Raw genomic sequence first — 21,888 nt, forward strand, 5'->3', positions numbered from 1 at the left:
GAGCATGGATGCAGTCCAGCGGGGGCGTCACGAGAAGTTCTGATGCTCATCGGTAGCTATTCCCCCGCGCTGGTTCTGATCTCCCTTTGCGTGGCGATTCTTGCCTCCTATACCGCCCTGGACCTGACCGGTCGTATCGCAACCGCCAAAGGCCGCGCAGTTCATTTTTGGACGGCGGGTGGCGCGTTGGCGATGGGTATCGGCGTCTGGTCGATGCACTTCATTGGCATGCTGGCATTCAGGTTGCCGATCATCCTCGGCTACGATATCGGTATCACCGCGTTGTCGCTGGTGATCGCCATTCTGTCCTGCGGATTCGCGCTGTGGCTGGTCAGCCAGCCGCGTATGCCGGGCTGGCAACTGGCGTTTGGCGCATTGATCATGGGCGCGGGCATCAGCGGCATGCATTACACCGGCATGGCCGCCATGCGCATGCAGCCGGGTATCGATTACGATCCGACATTGTTTGGTGCTTCGCTGGTGATCGCGGTCGGCGCTTCAGCCGCGGCATTGTGGATTGCCTTTCGTTTACGCCAGAACACCCCGTATGTGCGCCTCGTTCGTGGCGGCGCCGCGGTGATCATGGGTATCGCAATTGTCGGTATGCACTACACAGGGATGGCGGCCGCACGATTTGCCGAGGGCAGCTATTGCGGCGCGACAGTCGACGGTTTGAGTGGCAAGGGCCTGGACAATCTGGTGCTGGTCACCACTCTGGCAGTGTTGAGCATCGCGCTGCTGACGTCGATCCTCGATGCACGCCTGGAAGCACGCACCGCCGAGTTGGCCAATTCCTTGACCCTGGCCAACCGCGAACTCACCCAGCTGGCATTGCACGACCCCCTGACCGGGTTGCCGAACCGTGTACTGCTGGCCGATCGCATCGATCAAGCCATGCATGTGGTGCAGGAGCAGGGCGGCTGTTTTGCGTTGATGTTCATCGATCTCGATGGTTTTAAACCGGTCAACGATGCCTTTGGTCACCATATAGGCGACCAGTTGCTGCGCGAAGTCGGCGTACGTTTGCGCGAGGACCTGCGCGGCCAGGACACGCTGGCGCGGATAGGCGGCGATGAATTCGTGTTGCTGGTGCAGCTCGCCGAACCTGACGATGCCTTGCGCCTGGCGGCGCGTCAGGTGGGGTTGATCTCGCGCGCATTCCGGGTCGCCGAGCACGATTTGCAGATCTCTGCCAGCGTTGGCATTGCCGTATACCCTGGCAACGGACAGACCCCGCAAGAACTGCTGATGAACGCCGACGCGGCGATGTATCACGCCAAGGGCGCGGGCAAGAACGGTCACAGCTTCTTCGATGCCTCGATGAATACCAACGCCCGCAAGCAACTGCAAATGCTTCAGGATTTGCGTAATGCGCTTGAGCAACAGCAATTCAGCCTGCACTACCAACCCAAGTTTGACGCCAGCAATGGTCGGCCGGTCGGCGCCGAAGCCTTGCTGCGCTGGGAACACCCGACCCTGGGCATGCTGCTGCCGGACAAGTTCATCGAACTGGCGGAGAAAACCGGGTTGATCATTCCGATCGGCGACTGGGTGCTCAACGAAGCGTGCCGGCAAATGAGCCTCTGGCACAGCCAGGGTTACACCCATTGGCGTATTGCAGTGAATCTCTCGGCGTTGCAGTTCTGTCATGCCGGGCTGGTTCAAAGCGTCGCCAAAGCCTTGGCCACTCACCGTTTGCCGGCTAACAGCCTGACCCTGGAAATCACCGAAACCACCGCCATGAGCGATGCCGACGCGAGCATGACGGTGCTCCAGCAACTGTCGGAAATGGGCGTCGATCTGTCCATCGACGACTTCGGTACCGGTTACTCGAGCTTGATGTACCTCAAGCGCCTGCCGGCCAATGAGCTGAAGATCGACCGTGGTTTTGTCCGTGACCTTGAGCGCGACAGCGATGACGCGGCGATCGTCTCGGCCATCGTCGCCCTTGGGCAGGCGCTGGGTTTGCGCATCGTCGCCGAAGGCGTGGAAACCGATGTGCAACAGGACTTCCTGACTCAGCTAGGCTGTGATTCCTTGCAGGGCTACCTGCTCGGCCACCCGTTACCGGCCGACAGGTTCATGGTCGATATACACCGGGCCGAGCAATTGGTGACGGGTTGATTGACCACTGTGGCGAGGGAGCTTGCTCCCGTCGGCCGGTCCGCGTTCGGGCGAAGCAGTCGTAAACCTGGCTTGCCGTGGTGGAGGTCAGGAGCGCTGCGCACTCCAGCGGGAGCAAGCTCCCTCGCCACAGTGGCAGTGACAGGCCATGCAAAACCCGGCGTTGGCAGTTATTCTTGCGGCGCAAGGCTTTGGGTTCGAATGGGGGGATTGAGCATGGACAAAGTCATCGTTATCACTGGCGGCAGTCGCGGTATCGGCGCTGCTACGGCGCTCCTGGCGGCTGAGCAGGGCTATCGAATCTGCATCAACTACCAGGCCGATGAGCAGGCTGCGCAACAGGTCCTCGAGCAAGTCCGCGCGCTCGGCGCCCAGGCGATTGCGGTGCGCGCTGACGTCAGCATCGAAGATGAAGTGATCAGCCTGTTCCATCGCGTCGACACCGAGCTGGGCCGAGTCACCGCACTGGTGAACAACGCCGGCACCGTCGGACAAAAGTCGCGGGTCGATGAAATGTCCGAATTCCGCATTCTGAAAGTCCTGAAAACCAATGTCCTGGCGCCGATTCTCTGCGCCAAGCATGCACTGCTGCGCATGTCACCCAGACACGGCGGGCAGGGCGGCAGCATCGTCAACGTCTCCTCGGTCGCCTCGCGCCTCGGCTCGCCGGGTGAATACGTCGACTACGCAGCCTCCAAGGGTGCGCTGGATACGTTCACCATCGGCCTGTCCAAGGAAGTCGCCGGCGAAGGCATCCGCGTCAATGCCGTGCGTCCCGGCTACATCTACACCGACTTCCATGCCCTGAGCGGCGATCCGGATCGGGTCAGCAAGCTTGAATCGGGCATTCCCATGGCCCGCGGCGGCCGCCCGGATGAAGTGGCCGAGGCGATTATCTGGTTGCTGTCGGACAAGGCTTCTTATGCGACCGGGACCTTTGTTGACTTGGGTGGCGGGCGTTAAAAAGATCGCACAATCCTGCCCAAGGTCTCCATCGCCTTTTCGGTATCCTCGGTCCACGGGCTGCCGTAGTTCAAACGAATACAATTCCTGAAGCGCTGGGTCGGTGAAAAGATCGGTCCCGGCGCAATGCTGATGCCTTGGGCCAACGCCATCTGGAACAACTTCAACGAATCCATCTGCGAGGGCAATTCCAGCCACAGGAAGTAGCCGCCGGCCGGCTGGCTGACGCGGGTCTGGGCCGGGAAGTAGCGGGCGATGGCCGCAAGCATGGCGCTTTGCTGTTCTTCGAGGGCGTAGCGCAGTTTGCGCAGGTGGCGGTCGTAACCGCCGTGTTGCAGGTAATCGGCGATTGCCGCCTGGGCCGGCATCGAGGCGCAGAGCGAAGTCATCAGTTTCAGCCGTTCAATTTTCTGCGCATAACGCCCGGCGGCGACCCAGCCGATGCGGTAACCGGGAGCGAGGCTCTTGGCGAAGGACCCGCAGTGCATCACCAGCCCTTCAGTGTCGAAGGCTTTGGCCGGTTTCGGTGCTTGCTGGCCGTAATAGAGCTCGGCGTAGACATCGTCCTCGATCAGCGGCACCTGATGGCTGCGCAACAACTCGACCAGTTCCTGTTTCTTGGCCTCAGGCATGGTGGCGCCCATGGGGTTCTGGAAACTGGTCATGCACCAACAGGCCTTGATCGGATGGCGCTCGAGGGTTTGCGCCAACACGCCGAGGTCGATGCCGTCGCGCGGGTGCACGGGAATTTCCACGGCTTTGAGTTTGAGTCGCTCAAGCACTTGCAGGCTGGCATAGAACGCCGGGGCTTCGATGGCCACCAGGTCGCCGGGTTCGGTGACCGCTTGCAGGCACAGGTTCAGCGCTTCGAGCGCGCCGTTGGTGATCAGCAGTTCTTCCATGGGCAGCATCAGGCCGCCGACCATGTAGCGCAGGGCGATTTGCCGACGCAATTGCGGATTGCCCGGCGACATGTCGGTCACCACCATGCGTGGGTCCATTTCCCGGGCGGCACTGGCCAGCGAGCGTGACAGGCGTTGCAGTGGAAACAGCGTCGGGCTCGGGAAGGCCGAGCCGAAGGGTACGGTGTTCGGGTCCTTGATCGAGTCGAGTACCGAGAACACCAGTTCGCTGACGTCGACTTCGGTGGATTCGCTGACTTGGCTGCTGATCACCGGCTCCGAGAACGGGCTCGGCGCGTGGGTGTTGACGAAGTAGCCGGAGCGCGGTCGGGCGCGGATCAGCCCGCGACGCTCCAGCAGGTAATAAGCCTGAAACACTGTGGACGGGCTGACCCCGTAAGTCTGGCTGGCGTAACGCACCGAGGGTACACGCTGGCCTGGGCCGAGCACCCCGGAGCGGATCAGTTCAGCAATGTCGTCAGCGAATTTTTCGTAGCGTTTCATCTAGGACCCGGATTTGACGGAAAACAGGCGACACATACTTCTGTGGCGAGTGGAGCTCTTTGTGGCGAGGGGGCTTGCCCCCGTTCGACTGCGAAGCAGTCGTAAAACTAGCGTGTCAGATCTATCTGTATGAATAAATGAAGGGGCCGCTACGCAGCCCAACGGAGGCAAGCCCCCTCGCCACAATGACTGTGCTCAATCTGGTGGGCACAGAGTTTAAAGGCTCAACGATTCAACGGTGCAACAAAACGGCTCTGTGCCACGCTGTTCACCGAAGGTTCATCGCTGTCAGTGATCTTGAAGCTGATCGTCTGCGAGCTGCTGCTTGGCTTGTCGGTGGTCATGGCCACTGAAACAGGCACATCGACAATTTCTCCCGGCGCCAGGCTCAACTCGGTCTTGCCCTGCAACTGGAAGCCGTCGCCGTCCACCAGAGACAAGCGATAGTCCTGCCGCTGCTGGGTTTTGTTGATGACTTTGAGGCTGTAGATGTTTTCGATCTGGCCCTGGCTGTTTTCGCGAAACAGGCCACGGTCCTTGCTGACGTCCAGCGATACCATCGACCGCTCCATCAGCGCCAGCGTCAGTGCACCAATCATTACCACCAGCACCGCGGTGTAGCCGATCAACCGAGGCCTGAGCAAGTGCGTCTTGCCACCTTGCAACTCATGCTCGGAGGTGTAGCTGATCAGGCCACGGGCATAGCCCATTTTGTCCATGATCGAATCGCAGGCGTCGATGCATGCCGCGCAACCAATGCACTCCATCTGCAAGCCGTCGCGAATGTCGATGCCGGTCGGGCAGACCTGCACACACAGGTGACAGTCGATGCAATCGCCCAGACCCGCGTCGGCAGGCTTCACCTCGCGTTTGCGCGGGCCACGGCTTTCGCCACGGGCGGCGTCGTAGGAGATGGTCAGCGTGTCTTTGTCGAACATCACGCTCTGGAACCGTGCATACGGACACATATGCATGCACACCGCTTCACGCAGCCAACCGGCGTTGATGTAGGTCGCGCCGGTGAAGAACAGCACCCAGAACAGACTGACGCCGCCCATTTGCAGGGTCAGCAGCTCATTGGCCAGCGGACGGATCGGCGTGAAGTAGCCGACAAACGTCAGCCCCGTCAGCACACTGATGGCCAGCCACATCGTGTGTTTGGCCGAGCGACGCAGCAGTTTGTTCAGGCCCCAGGGGGCGGCTTGCAGCTTGATCCGCTGATTGCGCTCGCCCTCGGTGACCTTTTCGCACCACATGAACAGCCAGGTGAAGGAACTCTGCGGGCAGGTGTAGCCACACCACACTCGCCCGGCGAACACGGTGATCGCGAACAGACCGAAGGCGCAGATGATCAGCAGCGCCGAGAGCAGGATGAAATCCTGCGGCCAGAAGGTCGCGCCGAAGATGTGGAATTTGCTTTCCGACAAGTCCCAGAGCACCGCCTGCCGGCCGCCCCAGTTCAGCCACACCGTGCCGAAAAACGCCAGGAACAGAAACCCCGCGCCACTCAGGCGCAAGGTGCGGAACAAACCGGTGAAGCTGCGGGTGTGAATCTGGTTGTCGCTGGATTTGGCCTTCATCTTTGGACGTGAAGGCTCGAATGTCTCTACTAATCGGACGGGGATTCTATCGCTCATGGTCTTTCGCTCATCAGCCTCCATCAGGCAGATGAACTATGACCACCGAACTGTTTGCATAACAGACTCAGGTATTGGATTAAAAAGCGGATCAGATGAGTCCTTGATCCGCCCCTGCGACAACTTGATGCACCCCGGCAGGCGCGGCGACAGCGCCTGTCACAAGCGTTTGCGGCGGTCTCTGATCTGCGTCAGTCAAATCACCGAATCACTGCTGGTGACCATCAGGTGCCGACGACCATCGATGGCACCTGCTACGGTTAATGCGTCGGCTTCTGCTTCGGTGATGTAGAAGCGCTGGCCATCGAGGTCCACCGCCGACATGGCTTTGTCCGCGTCGGTAATGATGGTCACATCGGCAGCGAGGCGAATCTCTTCGCCGTTCTCGGTAATGAAAAAGCAGACCTGGTTTTCGATTCGCATGGTCATGGGGGTCACCCTTTTCTGCGGGATCTAAAGGTTAGGGCACAGGTCTTGCTCATCGTTCTGTGTAACCGATTAGTGGTCATGGAGCGTGGCTAAAGTGAAAGGATCTGAACTTTTAGCAGCGCCCGGCGCTCGGAACCTAAGTAGCGTCATGCAAGCAGCACACGATCAAGCACAGGAGCGTCCATGGGGCGTAAGGGGCGAGGCTCGATGACGACTGAAAAACCGACGGAGCTGCAGTACAACCCGCAACTGCCACTGTCGCAGGCTTTGCTGCTGCCGCGGATTATTATCGAAAACACCATGCCGGTGATCGATGGCGGCCAGTTCGCGGCCAAGGCTATCGAACGGCAGGCGGTGACGGTGACCAGCAAGGTTTTTGCCGACGGTCACGATACGCTTGCGGTGCGCGTGCGTTGGCGTGCCGAGGCCGACTCGATTTGGCAGAGCGAAGTCATGACCGATCTCGGTAATAACACCTGGCAGGGGCAGTTCAGCGTCGCAACGCCGGGTAGGTATCGGTTTTGTATCGAGGCCTGGATCGATCAGTTCGCCAGTTTCTGTCATGAACTGGAAAAGAAACACACGGCAGGTGTGCCGGTCAGCCTGGAGCTGCAAGAAGGGCGCATCCAGGTGCTGCAGGCGGCGGAGCGCAGTGACGGTCCGTTGAGCAAGAAGCTTACGGCGCTGCACCATGAGCTGGCCGGGCTGCTTGAAACCGAGCAAGTCGCGCTGTTTCTGCACCCACGCAGTGCCCGGTTGATGGCCGAGGCCGATCTGCGTCCCTACCTCAGCCTGAGTCCGGAGTACCCGCTGGACGTCGAGCGTGAACGTGCGCAGTTCGCCAGTTGGTATGAGTTGTTTCCCCGCTCGATCACCGATGATCCAGATCGCCACGGTACGTTCAACGATGTGCATTCACGTCTGGCGATGATCCAGGACATGGGCTTTGACGTGTTGTACTTCCCGCCGATCCACCCGATTGGTCGCAGCTATCGCAAAGGTCCCAACAACGCCCTGACTGCCGGCCCCGATGACCACGGCAGCCCGTACGCCATCGGCGGTATCGAGGGGGGGCACGAGGCGATTCACCCGCAGTTGGGCAGTCGCGAGGACTTCCGTCGCCTGGTCAAGGCCGCCGCTGCACACGGGCTGGAGATCGCGCTGGATTTCGCGATTCAATGCTCTCAGGACCATCCGTGGCTGAAGCAGCATCCGGGCTGGTTCAACTGGCGGCCGGACGGCACCATCAAATACGCCGAAAACCCGCCGAAGAAATACCAGGACATCGTCAACGTCGACTTCTACGCCAGCGAGGCGATTCCCAGCCTGTGGCTGGAGCTGCGGGACATTGTGGTCGGCTGGGTCGAGGAGGGCGTGAAGATCTTCCGGGTCGACAATCCGCACACCAAACCCTTGCCGTTCTGGCAGTGGCTGATCGGCGATGTGCGGGCGTTGTATCCCGAGGTGATCTTCCTGGCCGAGGCCTTTACCACCCCGGCGATGATGGCGCGCCTGGGCAAGGTCGGTTACTCCCAGAGCTACACCTACTTCACCTGGCGTAACACCAAGCACGAATTGGTGACGTACCTCACCGAGCTGAACCAGTCGCCCTGGCGCGAATGCTTCCGGCCCAACTTTTTCGTCAATACGCCCGACATCAATCCAGGCTTTCTCCATGAGTCGGGCCGCGCCGGCTTTCTGATCCGGGCTGCGCTGGCGACCATGGGCTCGGGCCTGTGGGGCATGTATTCGGGGTTTGAACTGTGCGAGTCGGCGCCAGTGCCGGGCAAGGAGGAATACCTCGACTCCGAGAAGTATGAAATCCGTGTCCGGGACTTCACTGCGCCGGGCAACATCATCGCCGAGATCGCCCAGCTCAACCGTATTCGCCGGCAAAACCCGGCCTTGCACAGCCATTTGGGCCTGCAGGTCTACAACGTGTGGAACGACAACATTCTGTACTTCGGTAAACGCACGGCCGATGGCAGCAATTTTATTCTGGTGGCGGTCAGCCTCGACCCGTTCAACGCCCAGGAGGCGCACTTTGAGCTACCGCTGTGGGAGATGGGCCTGCCCGACGACGCGGTGACCCAGGGTGAAGACCTGATGAACGGCCACCGCTGGGACTGGCACGGCAAGACCCAATGGATGCGCATCGAGCCGTGGAACCAGCCGTTCGGGATTTGGCGGATTACGGCAACTTGAAGTTGATGCAGTTTTTTGTGGCGAGGGGGCTTGCCCCCGCTCGGCTGCGTAGCAGTCGTAAAGTCTGCGCACGCGGTGTGCCTGAAAAATGGGCTCTCTGGACCGGGGTCTGCTTCGCAGCCCAACGGGGGCAAGCCCCCTCGCCACAGAGAAGCCTCATCGAATCGAGCAGGAGTTTCCAATGGCGAAGAAACCCAGGTCAGCCACCTTCAGCAATGACCCGCTCTGGTACAAGGATGCGGTGATTTATCAGGTTCACGTAAAGTCCTATTTCGACTCTAACAACGACGGAATCGGCGACTTTCCCGGTTTGATCGCCAAACTGGATTACATCGCCGATCTGGGCGTCAACACCATCTGGTTGCTGCCGTTTTACCCCTCGCCACGCCGCGACGATGGCTACGACATTGCCGAATACCGTGGCGTACACCGCGACTACGGAACGCTCACCGACGCCAAGCGCTTTATAGCCGAGGCTCACAATCGTGGCTTGCGGGTGATCACCGAGTTGGTCATCAACCACACCTCCGACCAACATCCCTGGTTTCAACGGGCGCGCAAGGCCAAGCCAGGCTCAAAGGCGCGGGACTTTTATGTCTGGTCCGATGACGATCAAAAGTACGACGGCACGCGGATCATTTTTCTCGACACCGAGAAGTCCAATTGGACCTGGGACCCGGTGGCCGGCCAATACTTCTGGCACCGTTTTTATTCGCATCAACCGGACCTGAACTTCGACAACCCGCAGGTCATGAAAGCCGTGCTCTCGGTGATGCGCTACTGGCTGGACCTGGGCATCGACGGCCTGCGCCTGGATGCGATTCCCTATTTGATCGAGCGTGACGGCACCAACAACGAGAACCTGCCCGAGACCCATGCGGTGCTCAAGCAGATTCGCGCCGAGATCGACGCCCATTACCCGGACCGCATGCTGCTGGCCGAAGCCAACCAGTGGCCGGAAGACACTCAGTTGTATTTCGGTGATGTTCATGGCGATAACGGCGACGAATGCCACATGGCCTTTCACTTCCCGCTGATGCCGCGCATGTACATGGCGCTGGCCCAGGAAGACCGTTTTCCGATCACCGATATTTTGCGTCAGACGCCGGAGATTCCGGCCAACTGCCAATGGGCGATTTTCCTGCGCAACCATGATGAGCTGACCCTGGAGATGGTCACCGACAAGGAGCGCGATTACCTGTGGAACTACTACGCGGCTGACCGCCGCGCGCGGATCAACCTCGGCATTCGTCGGCGCCTGGCACCGCTGATGGAGCGAGACCGGCGCCGCGTCGAGCTGCTCAACAGCCTGCTGCTGTCGATGCCCGGGACGCCGACGCTGTACTACGGCGACGAAATCGGCATGGGCGACAATATCTATCTCGGCGACCGCGATGGCGTGCGCACGCCGATGCAGTGGTCGATCGACCGTAATGGCGGGTTTTCCCGCGCCGACCCGGCAAGCCTGGTGCTGCCGCCGATCATGGACCCGCTCTACGGTTACTTGTCGGTGAACGTCGAAACCCAGGCGGGCGATCCACATTCATTGCTGAACTGGACCCGACGCATGCTGGCGATCCGCAAGCAGTCCAAGGCCTTCGGTCGGGGCAGCTTGAAAATGCTCTCGCCGAGCAACCGGCGGATTCTGGCGTATACCCGTGAATACACCGGTGATGACGGTAAACACGAAATCATTCTTTGCGTGGCCAACGTCTCGCGCAGTGCCCAGGCGGCCGAGCTGGACCTTTCGGCCTTCGCTGGCATGGTTCCCGTGGAAATGCTCGGCGGCAATGCTTTCCCGCCGATTGGCCAGCTCAACTTTCTACTGACCCTGGCGCCGTACGGCTTTTACTGGTTTGTGCTGGCAGCGGAAAACCAGATGCCGAGCTGGCACGTCGAGCCTGCGCAAAGCCTGCCGGACTTCACCACCCTGGTACTAAAAAAGCGCATGGAAGAGCTGCTCGAGGCGCCATCGCGCACCATTCTGGAGCAAAGTGCGCTGCCGAGCTGGTTGCACAATCGACGTTGGTTCGCCTGCAAGGACTCCCGTATCGAAATGGTGCACATTGCTTACGGTGTGCGTTTTGGTGATCCGCTGCATCCGGTGCTGTTCAGCGAAATCGAGGTGGTCAGCGACAGTCAAACCAGCCGTTACCAACTGCCGTTCGGGTTTCTCGCCGAAGACCAGGTGGGCGCCGCATTGCCGCAGCAACTGGCGTTGGCGCGAGTTCGGCGCGGGCGGCAAGTGGGCTTGGTGACGGACGCGTTCAGTCTCGACAGCTTCGTTCGTGCGGTGATCCAGGCGATGCAGGCGTACACGGTGCTGGACGCCAGTGACGGCGAAATTCGTTTCGAGCCGAGCGTCGGGCTGGCGGACCTCAATCTGCAGGCTGACTGCGATGTGCGCTACTTGTCGGCCGAGCAATCCAACAGCTCCGCGGTGATTGGCGGCAGCGTGGTGCTCAAGCTGATCCGCAAGGTCGCCAGTGGCGTGCATCCGGAGCTGGAGATGGGCGCATACCTGACGTCCGCCGGGTTCAAGCATATTTCACCGCTGCTCGGCTCGGTGATTCGCCGTGATCGGCAAGGTGAAGACACTCTGCTGATGATCGCCCAAGGGTATCTGAGCAATCAGGGCGATGCCTGGGAATGGACCCAGAACAACCTTGAGCGGGCGGTTCGCGATGAGTTGGCCGAGGCCATCTCCGAGCAGGAACAGCACTACAACGCGCTCGGTGAATTGAAAGATTTCGCTGGCATGCTCGGTCAACGGCTCGGGGAAATGCACCAGATACTGGCCGCGCCCGGTGACAACCCGGCGTTTGGTTCGCGGGTCAGTACGCACAAGGATCAGCAGGCATTGGCGAAAGCGATTGCTGCACAGCTGGAGCATGCCTTGCAGTTGCTCAAACAGCATCAGGCCCGGCTGAGCCCGGAGGACCAGGTGTTGGTGGTGCGTTTGCAGGAGCAGAAGAGAGCCATCCTCAGGCACATTCAGGAGCTGGCGGCAAAAGCGGTGGGCGGTTTGCAAATGCGTGTCCACGGTGATCTGCACCTGGGCCAGGTGCTGGTGATCAAGGGTGATGCCTACCTGATCGATTTCGAGGGGGAACCGGCGCGGCCATTGCATGAGCGAAGAGGCAAGCACAGTCCGTACAAGGATGTCAGCGGCGTGCTGCGTTCGTTCGATTACGCAGCGGCGATGGCCCTGGATGGGCAAGGGGTTGAAGTCACCGCGCAGACGCTGGCAGCACGTCAACGGGTGACGGAGCGTTATTTGCGTGAGGCCACCGCAACGTTTGTTCAGGCGTATCGGCAGGCAGCAGCTAGTCTTGCTCATGCTTGGCAGGATCCTGCAGCCGAAGACGCTGCACTGGCGTTGTTCTGCCTGGAGAAGGCGGCCTATGAAGTGGGGTATGAAGCCGAAAATCGTCCCGCCTGGTTGCCTGTGCCATTGCACGGTTTATACGGGTTGTTGAGTGGACTCAAACCCTTTTCCTATGTGAGTGGAGAGCAGTCATGACGGAGCCATCATTGAGGGAGCAGGGACAGGTGAAAGAAGCGCTGCTGCCAGCGGCGCGAGACATTGAGGCGCTGGTGCGCGCCGAGCATCAGGATCCCTTTGCGATACTCGGACCCCATGCAGATGGGGCCGGCGGTCAGTTCATTCGTGCCTACCTGCCGGACGCCTTGAGCGTGCAGGTGATCGCCCGTGACTCCGGCGAAGAACTCGGCAGCTTGAACCCGACCGAAGTGCCGGGGTTGTTCGTCGGGCATTTCGACCGGGCACAGGCTTATCTGTTGCGTACCCGATGGGCGGGTGGCGAGCAGACCGCAGAGGACCCTTACAGCTTCGGTCCGTTGTTGGGCGAGATGGATTTGTATCTGTTCGCCGAGGGTAATCACCGGGACCTCAGTGCGTGTCTGGGGGCGCAGCTGAAGAACGTCGAGGGTGTCGACGGCGTGCGTTTTGCCGTGTGGGCGCCGAATGCCCGGCGGGTCTCGGTGGTCGGCGATTTCAACGTCTGGGATGGTCGTCGTCACCCGATGCGGTTGCGTCATCCGTCCGGGGTCTGGGAGCTGTTTGTTCCGCGCTTGCAGGCCGGTGAAGCGTACAAGTACGAAATTCTCGGTGCCCACGGGATTCTGCCGCTGAAGGCTGACCCCGTGGCACTGGCGACACAGCTACCGCCTGATACCGCCTCGAAAGTCGCCTCACCGTTGCATATCGAATGGCAGGATCAGGACTGGATGCAGACACGCGGCGAGCGCCACCGGCCGAGCGCGCCGCTGTCGATCTATGAGCTGCATGCCGGTTCCTGGCAGTGCGAAGTGGATGACGTCGGTGAAGTGGCGCGCCAATACCATTGGGGCGAGCTGGCCGAGCATCTGATCCCTTATGTGCAGAAACTCGGCTTCACCCATATTGAACTGATGCCGATCATGGAGCACCCGTTCGGCGGTTCCTGGGGATATCAGCCATTATCGCAATTCGCCCCGAGCGCCCGTTACGGCTCGCCCAGTGACTTTGCCGCGTTCGTCAACGCCTGCCACCTGGCCGACATCGGGGTGATCCTCGATTGGGTGCCGGCGCATTTTCCCACCGATACCCATGGACTCGCGCAGTTCGACGGCACCGCGCTGTACGAGTACGGCAACCCGCTCGAAGGTTTTCACCAGGACTGGGACACGCTGATTTACAACCTCGGACGCACCGAAGTGCATGGCTTCATGCTGGCGTCGGCGTTGCACTGGCTCAAGCATTTTCACGTCGATGGGCTGCGGGTCGATGCAGTGGCTTCGATGCTGTATCGCGACTATTCACGCAAGGCCGGCGAGTGGGTACCCAATCGCCATGGCGGTCGGGAGAACCTCGAAGCCATCGATTTTGTCCGCCATCTCAACGATGTGATCGACCTCGAAGCCCCCGGAGCGCTGGTGATTGCCGAGGAGTCGACGGCCTGGCCGGGCGTCAGCCAGGGCACGCAGCATGGCGGGTTAGGGTTCGACTACAAATGGAACATGGGCTGGATGCACGATTCGCTGCATTACATTCAGCAGGACCCGGTCTACCGCGCCCATCATCACAACGAGCTGAGCTTTGGCCTGGTTTACGCCTGGTCCGAACGCTTCATCCTGCCGATTTCCCACGACGAAGTGGTCCACGGCAAACACTCGCTGATCGACAAGATGCCCGGCGATCGCTGGCAGAAGTTCGCCAACTTGCGTGCCTACCTGAGTTTCATGTGGGGGCACCCGGGTAAAAAACTGCTGTTCATGGGCTGTGAGTTCGGCCAGTGGCGCGAATGGAATCACGATCAGCAGCTGGATTGGTACTTGCTGCAATACCCGGAACACCGCGGCGTGCAAAAACTGGTGACTGACCTCAACCAGCTCTACCGCGAAGAGCCGGCGCTGCATGATCAGGACGATGTGCCGCAGGGCTTCCAATGGCTGATCGGCGATGACGCGATGAACAGCGTCTATGCCTGGCTGCGTTGGAGCAAGGAAGGGCGGCCGGTGCTGGTAGTGGCTAACTTTACACCGGTGCCGCGTCCGGCGTATCGGATTGGCGTGCCCATTGGCGGGCGCTGGAATGAAGTGTTCAACAGCGATGCGGGCATCTACGCCGGCTCCAACTATGGCAATGGCGGCGGTGTGATGACCGAAGAGGAGGGCAGCCACGGCCAACCCTTGTCGTTGGTGCTGAATCTGCCGCCGTTGGCGGTGTTGATGTTGCGTCCAGAGGGTTGATGTTGAGCTGATGTGCTGACTGGCTTCGATTGCCGACTCCTGCGCAGGATGGTGATCCTGCGCAGGAACGGCGACCGGTTGCGCTTACTTGCCGCTGGTCACCAGTTCTTCCAGGTGATCCATGATTTCCTGTGGCTTGAGCACCAGCACATCGCTTTCCAGCGAATCGAGCACCACTTCCGCGGTGTTTCCGATCAAGGCCCCCGAGAACCCGGTACGCGCCACGGTGCCGATGACGGTCACCGACGCCTGCAATTTATGCGCAATGTGGGGAATCAGCACATCGGCCGGACCTTCTTCGATATGCAGGTGTTCATCGTCGATGTCGAACTCGGCCTGGAACGCCTTGCACGCTTCGCGGTAGCGGGCCTCGATGGTTTCCTTGAGCTGGAACACCGGGTCGGCCGCCGAGAGCATGGGCGACGGATGGGCGCTGATGACGTGCAGATGGGCCTTGGCCAGGTGAGCGATGTCGAAGCCATGATCGACGATGCTCGCATGCAGCACGCGGTGCTCGGGGTCGTTGTTGCCCACGTCGATGGCCGCCAGAATCGTCCCGCCGGTCCAGGGTTTCGAGGTCTTCACCAGTAACACCGGGCTCGGGCACTGGCGCAGCAGTTTCCAGTCCGCCGGGGTCAGCAGGGCTTTCTTCAGCGGGTTGTCCGGAAAGTGTTGCTTGATCACCAGCCCGCAACCCTCGGCCTGCTGCACATCGATGATGGTTTCATGCAGGCTTTTGTTCCAGGCTTGCTCGGTGGTGACACTGTGGCCGTCTTCCTGCAGGCTGGCTTTGAGCACACTCAACAGCGCCGAGTGATCATGCTCTTTATCGCAGATCAGCAAGTGCAGATGCGCCTGAGTCACCCCGGCGATCATCTTGGCGCGCTTGAGGGCCAGGCTCTCTTCGGGCAAGGGTTCGATGACCACCAGGATGCTGCGGATGGCTTGCATGGTCGGAATCTCCGATGAATGAAAAACACGTCGTTGCACAACTATAGTTGCTGGTCGTGAACTCGGGTCTTGATGCATATCAAGTCTGGCGACTGGTGGTCTGCCGGCAGGCACGTATAATCGGCCCCCTTCGCTGTGAACTTATTGCCCGTGAGCCTCATGTTACTGAACCCTGAAATCGTCGCCGTCCTGCCCAATGGTCCTGTTGAACTGTCGGAAGTGAGCCAATGATCCTTCCTGAAATTCACGAATTCCTTGGCTGCCGCACGCCCGATGGCTGGGTTCAAGCCGCATTGGCCGATCAGGAAACCCTGCTGATTGACCACAAGAACTGCGAGTTCAAGGCTGCCAGTACCGCGCTCAGCCTGATTGCCAAGTACCATTCGCATGTCGACCTGATCAATTTGATGTCACGCCTGGCCCGGGAAGAGCTGGTGCATCACGAGCAAGTCATGCGCCTGATGAAAAAACGCAAGATCGAACTGCGCCAATTGTCCGCCGGTCGTTACGCCTCGGGTTTGCGCAAAGTGGTGCGCAGCCACGAGCCGGTCAAACTGGTCGACACGCTGGTGGTCGGGGCGTTTATCGAGGCGCGCAGCTGCGAGCGTTTCGAAGCGTTGGTGCCCCATCTGGATGAAGAACTGGGCAAATTCTACTTCGGCTTGCTGAAAAGCGAGGCGCGGCATTTTCAGGGGTATCTGAAACTGGCCTACCAGTACGGCGATGCCAAGGACATTGCCCAGGTGATCGACAAGGTTCGCGCCGCCGAGCAGGAACTGATCGAGTCCCCGGACATCGAGTTCCGCTTCCACAGTGGCGTGCCTGCGGCAAGTCTGTGAAAGAAATCAGGCAAATTGTTAAAAACTCTTAAGAACATGAAAGTTCTCCGAAAACCGGCCCGCGAGGCCGGTTTTTCCTGTCTGGCATGTCGGTTGAGGGTGAGATTGGCGCCATAATGCGCGCTCTCAATCATCGGCTCACAGATTGGCACTTATGGACAATCAGGCGTTTGGCAAGGTACTGCTCGTGGAGGATGACGAAAAGCTCGCGGGGTTGATCGCGCACTTCCTCTCCCAACATGGTTTCGAGGTACGGACCGTGCACCGTGGCGATCTGGCGCTGGCGGCGTTTCTCGAATTCAAGCCGAAAATCGTCGTGCTCGACCTGATGCTGCCCGGCCAGAGCGGCCTGCATGTGTGCCGCGAGATCCGCAGTGTGTCCGAGACGCCAATTGTCATCCTCACGGCCAAGGAAGACGACCTGGACCACATCCTGGGCCTGGAGTCCGGCGCCGACGACTATGTCATCAAACCGATAAAACCACCGGTATTGCTGGCCCGGCTGCGCGCCTTGCAACGTCGCCAGATACCGGAAACCACGGTACGCGGTTCGCTGGAGTTCGGCCGTTTGCTGATTGATCGCAGCTGCCGCGAAGTGCGGCTGGCGGGTGAGGGTATCGAGCTGACCACCATGGAGTTCGAATTGCTGTGGCTGCTGGCCAGCGCCGCCGGCAAGATTCTTTCCCGCGATGACATCCTCAATCGCATGCGCGGCATCGCCTTTGACGGGCTCAACCGCAGCGTCGACGTGTACATCAGCAAACTGCGCGGCAAGCTCAAGGACAATCCCAGAGAACCGGTGTGCATCAAGACCGTTTGGGGCAAGGGTTATCTGTTCAATCCATTTGCCTGGGAGCTCTAGATGCTAAGGCTGTTTCTGCGGCTGTACGTCATTCTCGCCTTTGGCTTTGCAGGGGCGATCTGGACGGTCAATTACATTTTTGCCGAGCTGTTGCCCGAGGCCAACGAGACCTATAACCGCGAAGCCATGCGCGGGCCAGCTTACAGCCTGGTCGAATTGCTCCGTCCGGTCACCGGCATTGCGCGTGATGAGCGCCTGGCGGAGCTGAAAACCCACTACGGGCTGCGCCTGAAGCTGGTGCAGAGCAGTGAGCTGGATCTCACTGAGCGAGAGCAAAAACTGCTGGCTGACGGTCTGTTGGTCGTGCGCGGGGATTTCAACGAGTTTATCGCCAGCATCGATGGCGGCCCGCAGTTGTTGAACATCAAACTCCCGGAGGAGCCCAAGTGGCTGTATGTCTGGGCCTACGCTTTACTGGGCGTGTTCCTGGCTTTTGTCCTGTACTTCTGGGTGCGACCGCATTGGCGCGACCTCGAACTGATCAGAGTGGCCGCGCAACGTTTCGGCGATAACGATCTGACCTCGCGCATTCAATTGTCCAAACGCTCGAACATTCGCGTGCTGGCCGAGCACTTCAACCAGATGGCTGCGCGTATCGAAGGCTTGATTGCCAATCAGCGCGAGCTGACCAATGCGGTGTCCCATGAGTTGCGCACGCCGATTGCGCGCTTGTCGTTCGAACTCGATCAACTCAAGCAACAGGCCGATCCGAGCGAGCGCAAAGCACTGATTGCCGACATGTACGCCGATCTCGGTGAACTGGAAGAGATGGTTTCCGAGTTACTGACCTACGCCAGTCTTGAACGCGGTGCCACGGTGATCAGTCTCGAAAACATTCAGGCCCACAGTTGGCTCGACAGCGTGGTCGGCAGCGTTGCCCTGGAGGCCGAGGCGGCCGGGGTGCAGCTGTTGATTCGCGCCTGTGAGGTCGACTCTGTGCGGATCGAGCCGCGCTTTATGGCGAGGGCGGTGATCAACCTGCTGCGCAATGCCATTCGCTACGCCGAGCGACGGGTGGAGGTGTCGCTGACGCTGGGTGAAGACGGTTATGAAGTGTTGGTCAACGACGATGGCCCGGGCGTGCCGATGGAAGGACGCGAGAAGATTTTCGAGCCGTTCTCGCGACTCGACACCAGTCGCGACCGTCGCACCGGTGGTTTCGGTCTGGGCCTGGCGCTGGTTCGGCGGGTGTCGCAATCGCACGGCGGCAAGGTCGACGTCAGCGATTCGCCGTGGGGCGGCGCGTCGTTTCGCATGACCTGGGCGCAGGCTGACTAAGTCAGATCTCAGCCTTAACACATAACCGATCACCCGTAGCAGCAGGCTGCTACGAGGTCTGGGGCGTACTGCGGGGGAGGCAACTCAGAAGCTGTATTTCACCTGGCCAGCCAGCGACGTTTGCGTCCGTCGTTCGACGATCGGGCTGTCCGCTGCATCGCCATTGAGGTACTGCATCGCCAGCACCGTCGAGAATTCGGTCTGGTCGTTGATCGGCACCGCCCAGGTCAACGCTGCGCCTCGGCTGACCATCCCGCCGTGGGTGGCGTAGGCCCGGAACTGGCTGCGTGACGCCTGGGCCGTGCTCACGCCGTACCAGGTCCGCACGTAGTCGGCATCACCAAACACGCTGTTGAGGCTGCCATCCAGGCTGCCGTATTCGCCTTCATAGAGGTTGGTGCTGATACTCAGCTCCAGCCGGTTGTAGGCGGAGCCGGTGTCGCGGTCGTCATCGCTCTTTTTCAGCGCGTGCTCCAGGGTGGCGCCGACAACCACTTCGCCCAAGGTGTAGTGAATACTGGCGCCCAGTTGCGGGCGGGATTTGATCGAGCCCATACCATCCAGGCGATTCGAGCCCTCGAACCTCGACTTGCGGTCCTTGCGCGTTTCACTCAGGCCAATGTAGGTGCTGAATGCCAGGTCCCCCCATTCGTTCTGCCAACCCAGACCGCGTTCGGTGTCGAGGAAGAGGCCATAAGGGCTGACAATCTGGCCGCCGAGCAGCGGCGCAGTCACGCGTTCATCGCTGCCGCTATAGCGTGGCGCGTTAGCCACACCGGCCTGCGCGCTGTAATGCCAGTCTTCGGCTTGCACGTAATCGGTCGAGGCCAGCAGGCAGATGGACGTCAGCGAAAGACAAAAGGTTTTGCGGTTTTTCAGAGCAAGCATGAGGCACCCGGCAGGGATTAGGATGCCATCATGCTAGGGGCGTACGGGTAGGCAATCTTTGAGAGCTTTGTCGGGAAACTGTCAAAGACTGTTAACGGCTCAGGCCCAGCCGCTCGTGCCACTCGGCAATGGATTCTTGCGGGTAGACCTCGAACTGCTGATCGCCGGGATGTAGCTCGACTTCGACCCACGAGGCTTTTGAACCGAGCATCAGGTGCGTGTGTTCCGGCGGCACCGGCAGCGGGGTGTCGATGGCCGAAGCAAAGGGGTGAATCAACTCGGGCCATTCAGGGCTGAACAACCACAAACCACTGCCGCAAAGCGAGCAGAAGTGCCGTTCGGCGCTGCTGCTGTGGGCACGCCGGGCGCCGTCATCCTTGAGACGCGCGTGATAGATCGAGATGTGTTTGCGACCGCGGACTTTCAGGCTTTTCGCCTCGCCGCCGAGGTTGATCGCGTAGCCACCCGAGCCTTGGGTCTTGCGGCAGATCGAGCAATAACAACGTTGATACGGGTAGGGGTGGGCACTGTTCAGACTGAACGACACCGCGCCGCAATGGCAGGAACCTTCAAGCTGCATGGGGCAAACCTCCAAAAAGTCGCGCGGACTTCCTGGAACAGCCTAGCAGTTGAGCAATACTTCAGCCCTTGGCATCAGCCTCTGCGGGTCGCTGCGTTCCAGTGCGAACCGAGCCTGCTGCGGCCGGTTCGCCTGGTTGAAGGTCGTGGCATATCACTTGGATTTTTTCGCGGCCTCGAGCCGGTCCTCGCGTTTTTCCTGTTCATTGCGGAACAGCTTGTCGGCATTTTTTTTCTGATCGTCGGAAAACGTGCCATACAGAGCGCTAAACGTCGTTGCAAGCTTTTGCATATTGTCCGCGTGCAACTGGGCTAATTTGGCATAGGAGGCCATTGCGTCATCGGCATTCAACGATGGCAGCTTTTCCGCTCGCTCCAGAAAGGCGGTATCGGCGTTGTGCGCATTGTCGCGGATGGTTTGCGCGTAGGCCTCCCATTGAGTTGACTGCTTGTCGGTGATTTTCAGCTTGGCGTGCAGTTCCTTGATCCTCTTCTCCACAACGTCCATGTGCTTTTTGGTATGACTGGCAGCTGTCTGTGACGTTGCAGCAGGACTGTTCGTTGCCGTCGTCTGTGCCGAGACAGAAGTGCTGAGCAATGCCAGCATCAACGCTGCCGGCATAGCTGCTTTGAGTACGAAGTTATTCATGTCTTTATATCCGGATTGAGTTGTCGAACTGACGACCGTTGTATGGGATATATCAGTGTGAGCGGCGGTCGCTCGGGTTCCATACGACCAGGCAGCTTAATAGCCGGGTGGAGGATATCCATAGGAGTTGTACGAATCGGGATAGTACGGCCTTGGGTAGTACCGGACCCCCGGTGGAGGGGGCGGAGGAGGTTGCCGGTAAATCACGGCGGGCGGCGCCTGTACCGCACCCGCGACGACTGCTCCCAATATTGCACCAACCAGTATCGCCCCCAAATCGCCGCTGCCACCACCGCGATAGTCACCACCGCCGCCGCGATAGTCACGACGGTTGTCATGGCCGCCACGATAGTCGCGATGGTAAACCTGCCGGCCGTAGCCGTCCCGCTGATAGTCGTGTTGCGCTTGTGCCGGTAGCGCGGCCGCTGCCACCGTAACAGCGACAAGCATTACTGCCAGCCGTCGGTATAAAGGTATTTGCAAATGCTGAGTCATGAATCGTGCCTCCTTCAATGAGGGAATCACTGAACCCCACCGTCCACTGGATGAGCAGGAAGATCACAACCGTCTTGATATGGCGGCGATCTGCCTTGTGTCAGGTTGACTTAGCTACCGGCGCGGGTCTGTTCGGTAGCGCACCCTTGCGCCCGGTACAGAGTGATTAAAGCAGATGGGCTGGGGGACAGCGCTCGGACCGCAACGACCGCACTATAATTAATCTGTCGATGACACGAGAGAGGGTCCAACTATGAAAACTCACTCCTTCCAGCATTACTCTCATAATCTGGGAATGGCCGTTCACGACGCATGGATTACTACCCGGGTGAAATCGGCCCTGACATTTGCAGAGCCGACTCTCAGCATGCATGTCAATGTCAAAACCCACGCAGGTACGGTAGCGTTGAGCGGTCGCGTCAACACCCATAAAGAATGCGAGCGGGTGGTAGAGCTCGCCCGTTCGGTGAATGGCGTCAACGAAATCGATGCCAAAGACTTGCTGACGCATGTGTTCACTCCCGGGCATCTCCCGGAAGCGCCCAACGCTGAAGAGAGCACCGAGTATCGGTCTCAATCGTCGGAAAAAAAGATCGACGACAAGTAATGCTGGCAACCGCGTGAACGCCGCGCTCCCGGCTGGGAAGCGCGGCGCAAGGTAGATGTAGCGGTCAACTAATTCCGGACAATAAAATGCCCAGCGCTGGGTCGGCAGCTCCTGCTGAGCGTGTGGTTCCAAACAGTGGTTTATTTCCAGAGTACCGAAGCAGTCGAAACTGTCCCATTCTTACCGCGTTCTCTGGTAGTCGGCTGCTCCACTCCCTTGCGG

Annotated in this window: 17 protein-coding genes; 9 read left to right on the plus strand and 8 right to left on the minus strand. The window is 59.8% G+C overall.

Features of this window, described 5'->3' with window-relative positions:
• Positions 1-42: 42 nt before the first annotated feature.
• Together AC1RJ3_RS26390 and AC1RJ3_RS26395 are read left to right on the plus strand one after the other, a co-directional pair.
• A complete protein-coding gene (locus AC1RJ3_RS26390; protein ID WP_347929817.1) occupies positions 43-2,124 on the plus strand; it encodes a putative bifunctional diguanylate cyclase/phosphodiesterase in 2,082 nt (693 codons plus the stop codon).
• A 216-nt stretch (positions 2,125-2,340) separates the two neighbouring features.
• Positions 2,341-3,087 (plus strand): SDR family oxidoreductase, encoded by a 747-nt coding sequence (locus AC1RJ3_RS26395; RefSeq protein ID WP_347929818.1) that lies wholly within the window; start codon positions 2,341-2,343, stop codon positions 3,085-3,087.
• Here AC1RJ3_RS26395 and mapR read toward each other — a convergent pair.
• From mapR to AC1RJ3_RS26410, 3 genes are all read right to left on the minus strand, one after another.
• Positions 3,084-4,493 (minus strand): GntR family transcriptional regulator MpaR, encoded by a 1,410-nt coding sequence (gene mapR / locus AC1RJ3_RS26400; RefSeq protein WP_103314357.1) that lies wholly within the window; start codon positions 4,491-4,493, stop codon positions 3,084-3,086. The two genes, AC1RJ3_RS26395 and mapR, sit on opposite strands and share 4 nt — an antisense overlap.
• Before the next feature lie 224 nt (positions 4,494-4,717).
• On the minus strand, positions 4,718-6,130 hold the full coding sequence (gene ccoG / locus AC1RJ3_RS26405) for a cytochrome c oxidase accessory protein CcoG (protein WP_347929819.1): 1,413 nt from the start codon (positions 6,128-6,130) through the stop codon (positions 4,718-4,720).
• Positions 6,131-6,325: 195 nt separating this feature from the next.
• Positions 6,326-6,559, minus strand: a complete 234-nt coding sequence (locus AC1RJ3_RS26410) for a DUF3203 family protein (RefSeq protein WP_493081361.1) — start codon at positions 6,557-6,559, stop codon at positions 6,326-6,328.
• A 207-nt stretch (positions 6,560-6,766) separates the two neighbouring features.
• On the opposite strand from AC1RJ3_RS26410, the gene AC1RJ3_RS26415 reads away from it, so the two are divergent.
• The 3 genes from AC1RJ3_RS26415 to glgB all read left to right on the plus strand — a co-directional run bounded on the left by AC1RJ3_RS26415 (position 6,767) and on the right by glgB (position 14,518).
• A complete protein-coding gene (locus AC1RJ3_RS26415; RefSeq protein WP_493081363.1) occupies positions 6,767-8,764 on the plus strand; it encodes an alpha-1,4-glucan--maltose-1-phosphate maltosyltransferase in 1,998 nt (665 codons plus the stop codon).
• A gap of 181 nt (positions 8,765-8,945) precedes the next feature.
• Entirely contained in the window at positions 8,946-12,287 is a 3,342-nt protein-coding gene (treS, locus tag AC1RJ3_RS26420) for a maltose alpha-D-glucosyltransferase (protein WP_493081365.1), read from the plus strand.
• Positions 12,284-14,518 (plus strand): 1,4-alpha-glucan branching protein GlgB, encoded by a 2,235-nt coding sequence (gene glgB, locus AC1RJ3_RS26425; protein WP_054597029.1) that lies wholly within the window; start codon positions 12,284-12,286, stop codon positions 14,516-14,518. Before treS ends, glgB begins: the two co-directional genes overlap by 4 nt.
• Before the next feature lie 84 nt (positions 14,519-14,602).
• On the opposite strand, the gene AC1RJ3_RS26430 is transcribed toward glgB, so the two are convergent.
• The gene (locus AC1RJ3_RS26430) at positions 14,603-15,469 is read right to left on the minus strand and encodes a universal stress protein (protein WP_103314363.1); all 867 of its coding nucleotides are present in this window, start codon (positions 15,467-15,469) and stop codon (positions 14,603-14,605) included.
• Positions 15,470-15,696: 227 nt separating this feature from the next.
• Between AC1RJ3_RS26430 and AC1RJ3_RS26435 the strand changes: the two genes are divergently transcribed.
• The 3 genes from AC1RJ3_RS26435 to AC1RJ3_RS26445 all read left to right on the plus strand — a co-directional run bounded on the left by AC1RJ3_RS26435 (position 15,697) and on the right by AC1RJ3_RS26445 (position 18,448).
• Complete coding sequence (locus AC1RJ3_RS26435) at positions 15,697-16,308, plus strand: MiaE family protein (protein ID WP_054597031.1); 612 nt, start codon at positions 15,697-15,699, stop codon at positions 16,306-16,308.
• A gap of 154 nt (positions 16,309-16,462) precedes the next feature.
• On the plus strand, positions 16,463-17,170 hold the full coding sequence (locus AC1RJ3_RS26440) for a winged helix-turn-helix domain-containing protein (RefSeq protein ID WP_347929823.1): 708 nt from the start codon (positions 16,463-16,465) through the stop codon (positions 17,168-17,170).
• The gene (locus tag AC1RJ3_RS26445) at positions 17,171-18,448 is read left to right on the plus strand and encodes an ATP-binding protein (RefSeq protein ID WP_489112107.1); all 1,278 of its coding nucleotides are present in this window, start codon (positions 17,171-17,173) and stop codon (positions 18,446-18,448) included.
• Positions 18,449-18,532: 84 nt separating this feature from the next.
• Here the strand turns inward: AC1RJ3_RS26445 and AC1RJ3_RS26450 are convergent, their stop codons facing one another.
• The 4 genes from AC1RJ3_RS26450 to AC1RJ3_RS26465 form a co-directional block, all read right to left on the minus strand.
• Positions 18,533-19,336: a MipA/OmpV family protein gene (locus AC1RJ3_RS26450; RefSeq protein ID WP_347929825.1), complete on the minus strand. Its 804-nt coding sequence runs from the start codon at positions 19,334-19,336 to the stop codon at positions 18,533-18,535.
• Positions 19,337-19,427: 91 nt separating this feature from the next.
• A complete protein-coding gene (locus tag AC1RJ3_RS26455; RefSeq protein WP_054597035.1) occupies positions 19,428-19,916 on the minus strand; it encodes a GFA family protein in 489 nt (162 codons plus the stop codon).
• A gap of 153 nt (positions 19,917-20,069) precedes the next feature.
• Positions 20,070-20,564: a Spy/CpxP family protein refolding chaperone gene (locus AC1RJ3_RS26460; RefSeq protein ID WP_054597036.1), complete on the minus strand. Its 495-nt coding sequence runs from the start codon at positions 20,562-20,564 to the stop codon at positions 20,070-20,072.
• A gap of 96 nt (positions 20,565-20,660) precedes the next feature.
• Positions 20,661-21,047: a hypothetical protein gene (locus AC1RJ3_RS26465; protein ID WP_493081369.1), complete on the minus strand. Its 387-nt coding sequence runs from the start codon at positions 21,045-21,047 to the stop codon at positions 20,661-20,663.
• A gap of 265 nt (positions 21,048-21,312) precedes the next feature.
• Here AC1RJ3_RS26465 and AC1RJ3_RS26470 point away from each other — a divergent pair, with 265 nt between their 5' ends.
• Entirely contained in the window at positions 21,313-21,666 is a 354-nt protein-coding gene (locus AC1RJ3_RS26470; protein WP_103314370.1) for a BON domain-containing protein, read from the plus strand.
• Positions 21,667-21,888 lie beyond the last annotated feature (222 nt).

The sequence above is a fragment of the Pseudomonas sp. GW822-FHT04C11 genome (assembly GCF_058800905.1).

Bases quoted from the DNA above. Each gene is read 5' to 3' on its own strand.
- ccoG (WP_347929819.1), bottom strand. From the start codon at position 6,130: ATGAGCGATAGAATCCCCGTCCGATTAGTAGAGACATTCGAGCCTTCA.
- glgB (WP_054597029.1), top strand. From the start codon at position 12,284: ATGACGGAGCCATCATTGAGGGAGCAGGGACAGGTGAAAGAAGCGCTG.
- AC1RJ3_RS26415 (WP_493081363.1), top strand. From the start codon at position 6,767: ATGACGACTGAAAAACCGACGGAGCTGCAGTACAACCCGCAACTGCCA.
- mapR (WP_103314357.1), bottom strand. From the start codon at position 4,493: ATGAAACGCTACGAAAAATTCGCTGACGACATTGCTGAACTGATCCGC.
- AC1RJ3_RS26460 (WP_054597036.1), bottom strand. From the start codon at position 20,564: ATGAATAACTTCGTACTCAAAGCAGCTATGCCGGCAGCGTTGATGCTG.
- AC1RJ3_RS26390 (WP_347929817.1), top strand. From the start codon at position 43: ATGCTCATCGGTAGCTATTCCCCCGCGCTGGTTCTGATCTCCCTTTGC.
- AC1RJ3_RS26440 (WP_347929823.1), top strand. From the start codon at position 16,463: ATGGACAATCAGGCGTTTGGCAAGGTACTGCTCGTGGAGGATGACGAA.
- AC1RJ3_RS26450 (WP_347929825.1), bottom strand. From the start codon at position 19,336: ATGCTTGCTCTGAAAAACCGCAAAACCTTTTGTCTTTCGCTGACGTCC.
- AC1RJ3_RS26455 (WP_054597035.1), bottom strand. From the start codon at position 19,916: ATGCAGCTTGAAGGTTCCTGCCATTGCGGCGCGGTGTCGTTCAGTCTG.
- AC1RJ3_RS26470 (WP_103314370.1), top strand. From the start codon at position 21,313: ATGAAAACTCACTCCTTCCAGCATTACTCTCATAATCTGGGAATGGCC.
- AC1RJ3_RS26395 (WP_347929818.1), top strand. From the start codon at position 2,341: ATGGACAAAGTCATCGTTATCACTGGCGGCAGTCGCGGTATCGGCGCT.
- AC1RJ3_RS26445 (WP_489112107.1), top strand. From the start codon at position 17,171: ATGCTAAGGCTGTTTCTGCGGCTGTACGTCATTCTCGCCTTTGGCTTT.
- AC1RJ3_RS26410 (WP_493081361.1), bottom strand. From the start codon at position 6,559: ATGACCATGCGAATCGAAAACCAGGTCTGCTTTTTCATTACCGAGAAC.
- AC1RJ3_RS26435 (WP_054597031.1), top strand. From the start codon at position 15,697: ATGATCCTTCCTGAAATTCACGAATTCCTTGGCTGCCGCACGCCCGAT.
- AC1RJ3_RS26430 (WP_103314363.1), bottom strand. From the start codon at position 15,469: ATGCAAGCCATCCGCAGCATCCTGGTGGTCATCGAACCCTTGCCCGAA.
- treS (WP_493081365.1), top strand. From the start codon at position 8,946: ATGGCGAAGAAACCCAGGTCAGCCACCTTCAGCAATGACCCGCTCTGG.